Origin of the sequence: Enterobacter cloacae complex sp. FDA-CDC-AR_0164 (assembly GCF_003071645.1) — a bacterium.
GTDB lineage: Bacteria > Pseudomonadota > Gammaproteobacteria > Enterobacterales > Enterobacteriaceae > Enterobacter > Enterobacter ludwigii.
Genome location: NZ_CP028950.1, coordinates 4,530,669 through 4,542,518, shown reverse-complemented (window position 1 = coordinate 4,542,518; position 11,850 = coordinate 4,530,669). Strand labels below are relative to the sequence as shown.

Genomic DNA, 11,850 nt, shown 5'->3' with positions numbered 1-11,850 from the left:
ACATGCTTTTTTCTCCGAAACCCTGTATGCCATTTGTTTTGACTATCCGTGGATCCCGCCAAATTTAAACACCCTGCGATAGCAATATCGCAGGGTGTTTTCGTTCTACAACCCAATCACCAGTTCCCCTGAATGGCTTCGCGAGCAGCACAGCGCCACCTGCTGGTCTGCCGCGCTTTTCTCCGCCTCCGACTGCACGCTATCCCGGTGATCCACTACGCCGTCGATAACCGGCGTCAGACAGGCGCCGCAAATCCCCATTTCACAGGAGAGCGGTACCGCCACGCCGTTTTCCAGCAGCACCTGCGCGATAGTTTTGTCCGCCGGCACCGGCCAGCGCTCGCCGGTTGATGCCAGCTTGACTGTAAAAATCTCGCCCGTTTCATTACAGTCGGCGGGCATAACGGGCTGGAATGCTTCGCTGTGAAGATTGCTCTCCGCCCAGCCTTTCGCGAGGGCGACCTGATACACTTTCTCCATAAAACCTGCCGGCCCGCAGACCCAGGCGTGGAAACCGGGCGCTGGCGTGGGCATGTGCTCTGCCAGCGCAGTGCGCGGGCTGATGGTATGGATGACACACTCGCCGTGTTTAAATTGCATGAGTTCACGTGCAAACGCCGCGTTGCCATGCTCTTTAACGTAATAGTGCAGCGTAAACGGGGTGCCGGAACCCTCCAGCAGCCGGGCCATCGCATACAAGGGCGTTATGCCTATCCCTGCCGCCAGCAGCAAGAAGCGTTCAGCCTTGTGCAGCGCAAACAGATTGCGCGGTGAGGAGATAAGCAGTTTCTGCCCCGGACGTAGCGTCTCGTGAACATAGCGTGACCCGCCGCGCGAGGCGGCTTCACGCCCTACGCAAATAAGATAGCTCTCGCTGTCGCTTGCCCCGGTCAGCGAATACTGGCGAACCAGCCCGCAGGGCAGATGCACGTCAATGTGCGCCCCGGGCTGCCAGCCCGGCAGGGCTTCACCGCATTCTGACACCAGCCTGACGGCGAGACTCTTATCCCCCTCACGCCAGAGACCGTCGACAATAACGCTCAACATTTCGCTCATCACGTCCTCCGTCACACCAGGAAAAACTCGCCGAAGCCCATCTTTTTCAGCCCCCGGCGGTAGGCAATCGAGCTTTTATCCGCAGGGATATGGGCTTCCAGAGTCAGATCCAGCGGCAGGCTTTCCGGGCGCTGCGTCTCAACCATCAGGCGGTCTTCTTCAAAAATACGCAAATTGAAGGCGTGCACTTCCTCTACCGGAATATGCAGGTCAAAGTTGCGCGCGATAGGGGCGAACATGCGGGTTACCCGTGAAGAGACGGGCGAGGCGGCGTTCATGATCACCAGCCTGGCTTCCCCCGGAAAATGGATCGTCAGCGTGGCGGTAAACGGTAAATGCATTTCAAAATGACGCAGCCACTGGAAGCCTTCCGGGGCCTGGACATCGGAGCTGGCGGGGTAGTTGCTCACCGAGCTCCAGTAATCGGCAACAAAGCCAAACGGCGTCTCCTGGGGCTGATAGTGGGGTACCAGCGGATTATTGGGGTCAGCAAAGGTGTCAGTGTGGATCCAGGCAAAATGCGCCACGTCCAGAAAGCCTTCCACCTGACGGCCGGCGAAGCCATTCACTTCAAACGCCGGGCAGTTGATCTGCTGAAATCCGTCGTTATCCCAGTGCGGCATGGTGGGCAGCGGCATTGGGTTATCCGGATCAAACGCCAGGCAGGTCCAGATCAACCCAAAGCGCTCCTCCACGGCATAGTTGATCAGGTTAAGCTTCGCGGGAACCGGCTGGTCAGGGCTGGACGGAATGCGGTTGCAGCGTCCATCTTCACCAAAGCGTAAGCCATGATAAGGGCAGATTATCCCGTGTTCATCGTGAAAGCCCAGCGTCAGCGGTACGCCGCGGTGCGGGCAAACGTCCCGGGCGACCACAACCTGGTCTTTGACGCGGTAGATAACCAGTTGTTCGTCGAGCAGGGTGGCTTTGACCGGTGCCGCGCCGATGTCGCAGGCGCGAGCAACCGGATGCCAGCATTTTGCCAGACGCAGCCAGTCCTCTGGCTCAAACGTACAATGGGCGGGTGGAGTCGGTTGTATTTTCATGGTTGTCCCTCTCGCGTTCAGCCTAAAGGCCCGGCCTGAATGGTGTCGCACAGACCGTTAATGATGCGCTCTCCGGTCTCCTCTTTGAGCTCCTGGTACCAGGCCCGGGTCAATGCCATGTCTTTGCCATGCGTGATATCACAGCGTTTACGGGCCTTAAGCACCAGGTCGCGGACCCGGTCACAGCGCAGCGCTTCGTACTGCCGCAACGCCAGTGCGATGTTGTGGTTCTCGCGCAGGCAGTCACCCAGCACCACGGCGTCCTCCATCGCCGCGCATCCGCCCTGGCCGATATCCGGCGTGGTGCTGTGCGCGGCATCGCCAAGAAGCGCCACGTTGCCACGCACCAGGGTGTCGAACGGTTCAATGTCGTGGATTTCGATACGGTTGGTGGTCTCGGGATCCAGCGCGGCGATGAGCTTCTGTACCGGTGCCGCCCAGCCGCGGAAGTAGCCCGTGAGATCGGCGCGAAGGGTAGTGCGATCTTCCGCCAGCCCGAGGGGGAGCGGAACATCAAAAAAGAAATAGAAGCGTCCGCCAGCGACGGGCATCAGCGAAACGCGCTTGCCCTCGCCGACGAAGGTGGTCCACTGGTGCGCAGGGGCAATCTCTTCATCAATCTTCACCAGCCCGTTCCAGTTGACGTAACCGGCGTAGCGGCGCTCGGGCGTATAGCCCAGCACGTACGGGCGAACCGCGGAGTGACTGCCATCGGCGGCAATCAGGAAATCCCCTGTCGCGGTAGTACCGTCGGTGAAGGTGACGGTGACGCCAGCCGCGTCCTCACGGACGCTTTCAACGCGTTTGCCGAACTGAACGTTCTCGTGCCCCCAGAAGTTCAGCATTTCGCGCTGCAGTTCCGTACGCGACACGGGGCAGGGGCGACCGCCCGTGCGCTCGACCAGCGGGGCAAGGCTAAAGCGGGTGAGGGTATCGCCGCGCCGGTGATCCTTATAGGCCATAAAGCGCATAGGGCCGCCGTAGGTCTCGATGATGTCGCCCATCCCGAGGTGCTGCATGCATTTCACCCCATTGGGCCAGATGGAGATGGCCGCACCGACGGGCTTCATCTCTTTCACGGCCTCAAACACGGTACAGTCGATTCCCGCCTTCTTCAGCGCTACAGCGGCGCTCAGGCCGCCAATGCCCGCGCCAATAACGATTGCTCTCATGCTTCTCTCCTTTTGCAGGGTGTAAAAAGGAAAGAGCAATTTGCGTACCAGGCTGTAGAGTGGCGAAAAGCGCGTTGTTTGAAGCGGTTTTGCACTGCTAAGGTGCGCAAACGCGGTGAGAATGCCTTTTTATGAATCAATAATTTCCTGTTGTACGATCCGGAATCGACTGTTTCATGGGAGATGGCAAGAGTGGCGTAGTTTGTGCAAAGCGAGAAAACGACGATATGACGGGAGCGAGTATGATTGCACTGCAAACTTTTAATCAACTGAGCCACGAAGAGGCGCTCGCGCGGTTGCAGCCCTGCGTGGCGTTGCCCGACTGGGCCGATGCGCTGGTGCAGGGGCGGCCCTATTTACACCGCAAAGCACTGTTCGACGCCGCCCGGACATTGGCGCAAACCTGGGATGAAACGGCGCTTACGCAGGCCCTGAATGCGCACCCGCGAATTGGTGAGAAACCGACGGGAGCACAGGCGGAGGCGGTGCTTTCGCGCCAGGAGCAGGGCGCCGTCGACAACCGCGACAGGCAGCTGGCACAGGCACTGCAGGAAGGGAACGCTCGCTACGAGGCCCGTTTTGGACGCGTGTTTTTGATCCGCGCGAAAGGCCGTAGCGGTGAGGAGATTTTACGCGCCCTGAACGCCCGGCTGGAAAACAGCGATGCGCAGGAGGTACAGGCCGCACTGGAACAGCTGCGGGAAATTACGCTGCTTCGGCTGGAAGGAGTCATTGACGAATGAGTACGTTAAGCACGCATATTCTTGATATTTCAACGGGAAAACCGGCGCAGGGCGTAAGGGTTTATCTTGAGCAGGACGGCGTCGTATTGGCCACTGCTTTCACTAACGCCCAGGGGCGCATCACCGCGTTTATCCCTTTCCTGCCTGCAGGACGTTACCGGCTGGTGGCCGAGATTGGGGCTTGGTTTACCGAAACCGGCAGCGACACGCTTTACCCCTGCGCACAGATCGATTTTGTGACGGGAGAAACGGCAGACGAGCACTTCCACCTGCCGTTTGTGATTGCGCCGGGCGGGTGGTCAACCTACCGCGGCAGTTGACCACACCTGCACACCGTTGACCCAGGTCTCGCTAATATTGCGCTCGTCGCCCAGGGTCATCAGCACAAACAGCTGCTCATAAATGTCCTGACAGCGCCGGTTACGCAGGCGCTGTAGCGGCGTAACGGCCGGGTCGAGGACGATAAAATCGGCCTCTTTGCCGGGGGCGAAATTGCCAATCTTATCGTCCAGCCTCAGGGCGTGAGCGCCGCCCAGCGTGGCGTGATAAAACGCTTCGCTGGCGCGCAGACGGTAGCTCTGCAGCTGACCCACCTTGTACGCCTCCCCGAGGGTGCGCAGCATGCTGAAGGTGGTTCCGGCACCCACATCGGTGCCAATGCCCATACGCACCTGGTGTTGCCAGCAGGCGGGTAAGCGGAACAGTCCGCTGCCAAGAAACAGGTTCGAGGTGGGGCAAAATGCCACTGCCGAGCCGGTATCGTGCAGACAGCGCCACTCGCTCTCATGGAGGTGGATCCCATGGGCAAACACGCTGCGTTCGCCGGTCAGCCCGTAATGATGATACACATCCAGATAACGTTCATGTTCCGGCCACAGATCGCTTACCCAGGCCACTTCATTTGGGTTTTCGCTCAGATGGGTCTGCATCCACGTGTCGGGAAACTCCTCTTTGAGCAGGCTGACCGCGGCCAGCAGTTCCGGTGAGGAGGTCGGGGCAAAGCGTGGCGTAATGGCGTAGCCCAACCGTCCACGGTGGTGCCAGCGCTGGATCAGCTCGCGCGTCTGCCGGTAGCTCTCTTTCGCGGTTTCACTCAGGTAGTCAGGCGTGTGGCGGTCCATCATCACCTTGCCGGCGATAAGGCGCATGTTAAGGCGCAGGGCCTCGGTGAACAGCGCCTCGACCGATTCAGGATGCAGCGTACAAAACACCAGCGCGGTAGTGGTGCCGTGGCTGACCAGTTGGTTGATGAAAAACGCCGCAATCTCCTTCGCATAGGCCTCATCGGCAAACTGGCTTTCTACCGGGAACGTGTAGGTGGTCAGCCACTCCAGCAGCTGCTCACCAAAAGCGCCAATCATCTCCGTCTGCGGGTAATGGACGTGGGTATCGACAAAACCCGGGAGCAGCAGTTTGCCGCGCAGGTCGGTGTACCCTTTATAGGGATCAAGATACTGCTCGCCCTCCTGCCAGGCCATCTGCGCCAGAATTTTGCCGTCATGGATGAACAACAGCCCGTCTTCAAGGTAGCGCGCCTGTTGGGCGATAACGTCTGCACTGTCGCAGACCCGGGCAATATCAAAAAATGCACCGCGGATCGCAGTCTGGTAGTCCATCATGATTCCTGCCTTAGTGTTTGCGTAGCGGGGTGATGAGACTGAGCAAAAACGGTGCCAGAATGAAAAAGGCCGCAGAGGAACTGCGGCCCGGAGGAAGGGTTACTCTTTTTGCGTCGCCACGCGGGGGCTGAACGACGAGGCGTCTGCCGCTTCACGCTCTTCCCGCGCCAGCCAGCGGTAGGTGACCCCGCCCAGGAAGACACCGATAAACCAGCTAAAATTTGCCACTTCATGCAGGGAGGGAATAAAGCTTATCACCAGTCCAACGGCAACGGATGGCACCAGCGCGCCGATGGCTTTCGGGTTGAAACCGTTGCGATACCAGTATTTGCCTTTTGGCGTGTCATCAAACAGATCGTCTACGGAGACCTTGCCGCGCTTAATCAGGTAAAAATCGGCAATCAGAATCCCGAACAGCGGGCCAATAAACGCCCCGAGCACGTCCAGAGTGTAGTGGATAAGCTCCGGCGAGTTAAACAGGTTCCACGGGGTTAACAGGATAGAGCCGACGGCGGCGATCATCCCCCCGGTGCGGAAGCTGATTTTTTGCGGTGAACAGTTAGAGAAATCAAACGCCGGGGAGACGAAGTTCGCCACGATGTTGATCCCGATAGTGGCGGTGATCATGGTCAGCAAGCCAATGGCCACGGCCAGATCGTTGCCCACACGGCTGACGGTTTCAATCGGGTCAGTGATCATGCGGCCAAACAGCGATTGCGTACCCGACACAATCACCACGGTAACGATGGAGAACAGCAGGAAGTTAAACGGCAGGCCCCAGCGGTTACCGAGGCGGATCTCGCCCATGCTTTTACCGTAGCGGGAGAAGTCACCAAAATTGAGCAGCGGGCCGGAGAAGTAAGAGACCACCAGCGCCGTGGCGGTGATCATCTGCCAGGTCTGCTCACCGGCGCTCAGGGATTTGCTGGCGAGGGTAAAGGAGATGCCGTCAAAACCGGTCTTGTATACAATCCATCCCGCCAGCGCCAGCATCACCACGTAGACAGCCGGACCGGCGATATCAATAAAGCGCTTAATGGCGCTCATGCCGTGCCAGAAGACCATCGCCTGCAGCACCCACATGATAGCGAAACAGATCCAGCCAAGATGCGACAGGCCCAGGAACGAACCGGTGGTGAGCGTCGCGAGTGAAGGCCAGAACTTAAGCGCCACCAGCATCAGCGCGTTGGCGGCCAGGTAGGTCTGAATACCGTACCACGCGAAAGCAATCAGCCCGCGGATCACCGCCGGAATATTGGCCCCGAAAACGCCAAATGCCTGACGGCAAATCACCGCGTAGGGTACGCCTGCCATCTGACTCGGTTTCGCCACCAGGTTGGCGCACAACTGCACAATGCAAATCCCTATCAGCAGGCAGAGCAAGACCTGCCAGCTTGCCAGCCCGAGCGTAAAGAAGCTCGCGGCAACAACATAACCCCCCATGCTGTGGACGTCCGACATCCAGAAAGAAAAGATGTTGTACCAGCTCCAGTTCTGGTCACGCGTCGGTGCCAGATCCTCATTGCAAAGCCGTGGGCTGTAAACCGCACCGGAATCAGCGGCCGTACCGTGCTGCGCGTTTTGTCTGTTTGGCATGAAACCTGCTCCTGTGAATGAAAACCCGTTAAGTGGGAGTGCAGACGGTGTTGCAGGATCCAGGCCAAAATAATAAATCTTGTATGCAATATTTTATTTTTATGTATACGATTCGATAACGAAAAGTAAAAATCGGAGTGGTGAATGAACAACATAAACAGCCTGCAGACCGCGCCAGACCTGCATGACAAAGATGAATCTATCTTTCAGGCGCTGATGACCGCGATAGTCGAACATCAGTTGCTCCCGGGAAGTAAATTGCCTGAAGAGGCGCTGGCTGAGGTCTTCGGCGTGAGCCGCACCGGTATTCGCAAGGTGCTGCAACGACTCGCCGCTGTGCAAATGGTCACCTTAACGCCCAAACGTGGTGCACACGTGGCCAGCCCGACGGTAGAAGAAGCGCAGCAGATCTTCCGCACGCGCGCGCTGCTTGAGGTGGCTAACCTGCCGGACGTGCTGGCCCACTGTCAGCCGCCGCATCTGGCTGCACTGGAAGGGATTATTCGCCAGGAGCAGCAGGCGCACGAAGCGTATGACGGCCCCGCCGCAATCCGCCACTCCGCCAATTTCCATATTCAGCTTCAGGCCATTTCAGGCAATCAGGTGCTGACAGAGATGGTGACCGGACTGAGCCAGCGGTCGTCGCTGGTGATCGCAGCCTGGGGCGCGCCGTGGCGTCAGGGCTGCCGCTGCAATGACCACGAGCAACTGGTGGAACTCTTGCGCCAGAAGGCGCTCCAGCCCCTGAGTGAGGCCTTAATGCACCATTTTGAACATATTGTCGCCAGTCTCTGTTTCGAACGGGCCGGTGAGTGCCTGCCTGATTTTGCCCGGCTGTTCGCCAGCCACAAGGAGTCGTAATGTCGTCTGTTTGTATACAAGTGATTAACCCCAACACCAGCCTCGCGATGACGGAAACCATCGGCGCCGCAGCCCGCGCGGTAGCAGCACCGGGAACGGAGATCCTCGCCGTCTGCCCGAGCGCAGGTGTGCCCTCGATAGAAGGTCATTTTGATGAGGCCATCGCCGCCGTGGGCGTTCTCGAACAGATAAAACGCGGACGGCAACAGGGCGTGGATGGACATGTGATTGCCTGCTTTGGTGACCCCGGCCTGCTGGCGGCGCGCGAGCTGGCGCAGGGGCCGGTCATCGGTATCGCAGAAGCTGCGATGCATATGGCCACGCTGGTGGCAACGCGCTTTTCCGTTGTGACCACGCTGCCGCGCACGCGGATTATCGCCCGTCATCTGTTGCACCAGTATGGTTTCCAGGACCACTGTGCAGCCCTGCATGCCATCGATCTGCCGGTGCTGGCACTGGAAGACGGTAGCGGCCTGGCTCAGGAGAAGGTGCGCGCGCGCTGCATCCAGGCGCTGAAAGAAGATGGCTGCGGCGCGATTGTGCTCGGCTGCGGTGGAATGGCGACGCTGGCGCAGGAGCTGACGCGTGAGCTGCACGTGCCGGTGATCGACGGCGTCAGTGCGGCGGTAAAAATGGTCGAGTCGCTGGTGGCGCTGGGGCTGTCAACCAGCAAGCACGGGGACCTGGCTTTCCCGGAGAAAAAAGCGTTGAGCGGACACTTTCAGGCACTGAATCCATTTTAATTGAGGGGGTGATAATGGCGCTTTTTAACGAGGATTATCCGCGGGACTTACGCGGCTATGCAGGCAAGCCGCCGCACGCGCAGTGGCCGAACCAGGCGCGCATCGCCGTGCAGTTTGTACTCAATTATGAAGAAGGGGCGGAAAACCACGTGCTGCACGGTGATGCCGGCTCAGAACAATTCCTCTCGGACATCATCGGTGCGGCCAGTTATCCGGACAGACACATGTCGATGGACTCCCTCTATGAATACGGCAGCCGTGCCGGGTTCTGGCGGATCCATAACGAATTCTGCAAGCGTGGCCTGCCGCTGACGGTCTTTGGCGTGGCAATGGCGCTGGCGCGACATCCCGATATCGTCGACGCCATCAAAGCAGCTGATTACGACGTGGTTAGCCACGGCTGGCGCTGGATCCACTATCAAAGTATGGATATCAACCAGGAACGCGAGCACCTGCACAAGGCGGTGCATGTCCTGACTGACCTGTTTGGCAAACCGCCTGCCGGCTGGTACACCGGGCGTGACAGCCCAAACACCCGCCAGCTGGTAGTGGAGCATGGGGGCTTTGACTATGACAGCGACTACTATGGCGATGATTTACCGTTCTGGACGCAAGTGGCGTGCAGCGACGGCACGCGCAAACCCCACCTGATTGTGCCGTATACGCTGGATGCCAACGACATGCGCTTCGCGACCGCTCAGGGGTTCAACACCGCCGAGCAGTTTTATACCTACCTGAAAGACAGCTTTGACGTGCTGTACGAAGAAGGGGAACGTGCGCCGAAGATGATGTCCATCGGCATGCATTGCCGTCTGCTGGGGCGTCCGGGGCGTTTTCGTGCTCTGCAGCGGTTCCTTGATTACCTTGCGCAGCACGATCGGGTATGGGTCTGTACCCGCCAGCAGATAGCCGATCACTGGCGTGAGGTGCACCCGTTTCAACAATAACGATCCAGCAGTGCGCCGGGCGGGCGGTGACGCCTGTCCCGGCCTGCTGCTTATCTGATGGGAAAAGCGCCACCGGGCAGGGTTATAAACATTACGCCATCACGCTGACCTGCGCCGCCACAATTCGCCAGCCGTACGGGAAGCGTACCCATGTCTGCTGCTGGCGGCCAATCCGCTCCGTTCCTTCGCGGGTGAATTCGGTGCTACACACGGCGTAATCCTCTCCGAAGGTGGTGATTACCGTATGGCGCAATGTCCTTTGCAGACCCGCGGATGGGCGCGCCGCCCGAAAGGCGCGGATTTCCTCAATGCCGTACAGGTTTTCGCCCGCACCGAGACGCACCGTGTTTTTGTCGTGCCAGAACAGCTCATCCAGCACCGGAATGTTGTTGCTTACCAGCGCATCTTCATAGCGGTAAAAGGCTGCGGTCACTTCTGCAACGACCCACGGAAGGTTAATGTCATCGTGATTTATCATGGTGCCATCTCCGCCGGCCGGGCATCGGTTATTCCGCTTGCTTCCAGCACCCGCGCCACGCGCAGGCAGGCTTGCTCGTTAAACGGTGCGGCGATCAACTGCAGGCCAACAGGTGCGCCCTGAGCGGTGCGCAGCGGGACGGTGGTAACGGGTAAACCTAAAAACGAAATCGGCTGCGTCAGCATGCCCATGCTGGCGCGAACCGGTAACGGCTGGCCGTTGATCTCCATAATCTCTTCGCCAATTTGCGTTGCACTGCGCGGCGTGGCCGGGGCGATCAGCACGTCGGCCTGCGCAAACAACGCTTTAAACGCCTGTCGGGCCTGCGTGCGAAAACGCTGGGCCTGAATATACCAGGCTGAAGGGATCATCGCGCCGGCCAGCAGTCGCTCGCGGGAGTGCGGTTCAAAACGCCCGGGCTCGCGGCGAAGCGCGGGCAGGTACTGATTTCCGCCTTCCGAGGCGCTGATGATAAACGCCGCGGAGCGGGCCAGTTCGGCATCGGGGAATTGCAGCGTTTCCTGCACGTCGAGGGCTTTTGCCACCCGCGCCACGGCGTCTCGCATGTCGCTGTCGCACCAGGTACTGAAATAGCCGCCGAGCACCGCGCAGCGCAAACCATCCAGACCGCGGTCGAGCAGGGGCCGGGTCTGCTCCCGGGAGCTCTCCGCCTGAAATCCGTCGCTGGTATCCCGACCCTGCAGTGCATCGTACACCGACGCCAGATCGCTCACGCGACGGGCAAACGGCCCGATGTGATCCAGACTGGCGACAAACGGATGGCTGCCGGCGCGTGACAGACGACCAAAAGTGGGCTTAAGACCGTATATTCCGCACAGGGAGGCCGGTACGCGAATCGACCCGTTGGTGTCGGTGCCGAGCGAAAAATGAACCAGTCCGGCAGCGACCGCGGCGGCAGAGCCGCCGGACGATCCTCCGGCAATGCGCGTCACATCGTGCGGGTTACGCGTTGCGCCGTAGTAACTGTTTTCCGTCGTAAAGCCGTAGGCGTAGGCATCCATGTTGACCATCCCCGACAATAAGCCGCCGGCACTGCGCAGCTGGCGTACCGCAAAGCTGTCAGCGGTGGCGGGGGGGCGCTGGCTGAACAGCTCTGCACCGGCAAGGGTCGTATGCCCGGCGACGTCGAACAGGTTTTTCACCGCGTAGGGAATACCTGCCAGCGGCGGCAGAGGGCGTTTCTCCCGACGCAGGGTGTCGATATTCTCGGCTTCGGCCAGCATGCGTTCTTCCGTGACGGTGGTCCAGGCGTTGATATGGGGATTGATGCGCGTAATGGCTTCCAGGGTCTGGCGGGCGATGTCATGGGCGCTCAGGTCGCCTGCACTCAGCGCCTGCTGGATCTCACTGATACTCATCTCGTGTAGCGTCATGCTTTGTATACTCCTGCGATCTCCAGACGGTCATCAAGCGGCAGCGCCATCAGCGGGCCGGCCATCGCCGCGATACGGCAGAACTGTACATGGAGTTCTGCCCGGCGGGCGTCATCCAGCTCAACGCCCAGCACGGACTCCATTTGCGCCAGATAGGCATGCCAGTCAGGTTGTGTGGTATTCATCAGTCTCTCC

General features: G+C 59.4%; 11 protein-coding genes and 2 pseudogenes. 5 read left to right on the top strand and 8 right to left on the bottom strand.

Going from position 1 to position 11,850, the window contains the following annotated elements; translation table 11 throughout:
• Positions 1-105: 105 nt before the first annotated feature.
• Genes AM410_RS22465 through hpxO form a run of 3 tightly spaced genes read right to left on the bottom strand, consistent with a single transcriptional unit; the run spans position 106 to position 3,274 of the window.
• Complete coding sequence (locus AM410_RS22465; RefSeq protein ID WP_108648477.1) at positions 106-1,056, bottom strand: PDR/VanB family oxidoreductase; 951 nt, start codon at positions 1,054-1,056, stop codon at positions 106-108.
• Positions 1,057-1,067: 11 nt separating this feature from the next.
• Positions 1,068-2,102 carry a molybdenum cofactor-independent xanthine hydroxylase subunit HpxD gene (hpxD, locus tag AM410_RS22460; protein WP_032677828.1) on the bottom strand — a complete coding sequence of 345 codons (1,035 nt, stop codon included), beginning with the start codon at positions 2,100-2,102 and terminating at the stop codon, positions 1,068-1,070.
• Positions 2,103-2,119: 17 nt separating this feature from the next.
• Complete coding sequence (gene hpxO, locus AM410_RS22455) at positions 2,120-3,274, bottom strand: FAD-dependent urate hydroxylase HpxO (protein WP_032681299.1); 1,155 nt, start codon at positions 3,272-3,274, stop codon at positions 2,120-2,122.
• 242 nt (positions 3,275-3,516) lie between these two features.
• Between hpxO and uraD the strand changes: the two genes are divergently transcribed.
• Both uraD and uraH read left to right on the top strand, forming a co-directional pair.
• Positions 3,517-4,017: a 2-oxo-4-hydroxy-4-carboxy-5-ureidoimidazoline decarboxylase gene (gene uraD, locus AM410_RS22450; protein ID WP_047955337.1), complete on the top strand. Its 501-nt coding sequence runs from the start codon at positions 3,517-3,519 to the stop codon at positions 4,015-4,017.
• Complete coding sequence (uraH, locus tag AM410_RS22445; RefSeq protein ID WP_073395870.1) at positions 4,014-4,337, top strand: hydroxyisourate hydrolase; 324 nt, start codon at positions 4,014-4,016, stop codon at positions 4,335-4,337. The genes uraD and uraH overlap by 4 nt, the downstream gene beginning before the upstream one ends.
• Here uraH and guaD read toward each other — a convergent pair.
• Both guaD and AM410_RS22435 read right to left on the bottom strand, forming a co-directional pair.
• Positions 4,317-5,636, bottom strand: coding sequence for a guanine deaminase (gene guaD / locus AM410_RS22440; protein ID WP_083599645.1), 1,320 nt, complete (start codon positions 5,634-5,636; stop codon positions 4,317-4,319). The two genes, uraH and guaD, sit on opposite strands and share 21 nt — an antisense overlap.
• A gap of 99 nt (positions 5,637-5,735) precedes the next feature.
• Positions 5,736-7,232: an NCS1 family nucleobase:cation symporter-1 gene (locus AM410_RS22435; protein WP_073395873.1), complete on the bottom strand. Its 1,497-nt coding sequence runs from the start codon at positions 7,230-7,232 to the stop codon at positions 5,736-5,738.
• Positions 7,233-7,376: 144 nt separating this feature from the next.
• On the opposite strand from AM410_RS22435, the gene AM410_RS22430 reads away from it, so the two are divergent.
• The 3 genes and pseudogenes from AM410_RS22430 to puuE all read left to right on the top strand — a co-directional run.
• Positions 7,377-8,093 (top strand): GntR family transcriptional regulator, encoded by a 717-nt coding sequence (locus AM410_RS22430; protein ID WP_020884746.1) that lies wholly within the window; start codon positions 7,377-7,379, stop codon positions 8,091-8,093.
• Positions 8,093-8,966, top strand: a pseudogene (gene hpxA / locus AM410_RS22425) (allantoin racemase). Before AM410_RS22430 ends, hpxA begins: the two are co-directional and overlap by 1 nt.
• Positions 8,866-9,783, top strand: a pseudogene (puuE, locus tag AM410_RS22420) (allantoinase PuuE); the annotation flags it as partial. The pseudogenes hpxA and puuE, both read left to right, overlap by 101 nt.
• Positions 9,784-9,874: 91 nt before the next feature.
• On the opposite strand, the gene hpxZ reads toward puuE, so the two are convergent.
• The 3 genes from hpxZ to hpxX are packed head-to-tail and all read right to left on the bottom strand — an operon-like array spanning position 9,875 to position 11,840.
• Positions 9,875-10,261: an oxalurate catabolism protein HpxZ gene (hpxZ, locus tag AM410_RS22415; RefSeq protein WP_032677834.1), complete on the bottom strand. Its 387-nt coding sequence runs from the start codon at positions 10,259-10,261 to the stop codon at positions 9,875-9,877.
• Positions 10,258-11,655, bottom strand: a complete 1,398-nt coding sequence (locus AM410_RS22410) for an AtzE family amidohydrolase (protein WP_050736610.1) — start codon at positions 11,653-11,655, stop codon at positions 10,258-10,260. Before AM410_RS22410 ends, hpxZ begins: the two co-directional genes overlap by 4 nt.
• Positions 11,652-11,840 carry an oxalurate catabolism protein HpxX gene (gene hpxX, locus AM410_RS22405; protein WP_073395874.1) on the bottom strand — a complete coding sequence of 63 codons (189 nt, stop codon included), beginning with the start codon at positions 11,838-11,840 and terminating at the stop codon, positions 11,652-11,654. The genes AM410_RS22410 and hpxX overlap by 4 nt, the downstream gene beginning before the upstream one ends.
• Positions 11,841-11,850 lie beyond the last annotated feature (10 nt).

Bases quoted from the DNA above. Each gene is read 5' to 3' on its own strand.
- hpxX (WP_073395874.1), bottom strand. From the start codon at position 11,840: ATGAATACCACACAACCTGACTGGCATGCCTATCTGGCGCAAATGGAG.
- uraD (WP_047955337.1), top strand. From the start codon at position 3,517: ATGATTGCACTGCAAACTTTTAATCAACTGAGCCACGAAGAGGCGCTC.
- guaD (WP_083599645.1), bottom strand. From the start codon at position 5,636: ATGATGGACTACCAGACTGCGATCCGCGGTGCATTTTTTGATATTGCC.
- hpxO (WP_032681299.1), bottom strand. From the start codon at position 3,274: ATGAGAGCAATCGTTATTGGCGCGGGCATTGGCGGCCTGAGCGCCGCT.
- AM410_RS22465 (WP_108648477.1), bottom strand. From the start codon at position 1,056: ATGAGCGAAATGTTGAGCGTTATTGTCGACGGTCTCTGGCGTGAGGGG.
- uraH (WP_073395870.1), top strand. From the start codon at position 4,014: ATGAGTACGTTAAGCACGCATATTCTTGATATTTCAACGGGAAAACCG.
- AM410_RS22435 (WP_073395873.1), bottom strand. From the start codon at position 7,232: ATGCCAAACAGACAAAACGCGCAGCACGGTACGGCCGCTGATTCCGGT.
- hpxZ (WP_032677834.1), bottom strand. From the start codon at position 10,261: ATGATAAATCACGATGACATTAACCTTCCGTGGGTCGTTGCAGAAGTG.
- AM410_RS22430 (WP_020884746.1), top strand. From the start codon at position 7,377: ATGAACAACATAAACAGCCTGCAGACCGCGCCAGACCTGCATGACAAA.
- hpxD (WP_032677828.1), bottom strand. From the start codon at position 2,102: ATGAAAATACAACCGACTCCACCCGCCCATTGTACGTTTGAGCCAGAG.
- AM410_RS22410 (WP_050736610.1), bottom strand. From the start codon at position 11,655: ATGACGCTACACGAGATGAGTATCAGTGAGATCCAGCAGGCGCTGAGT.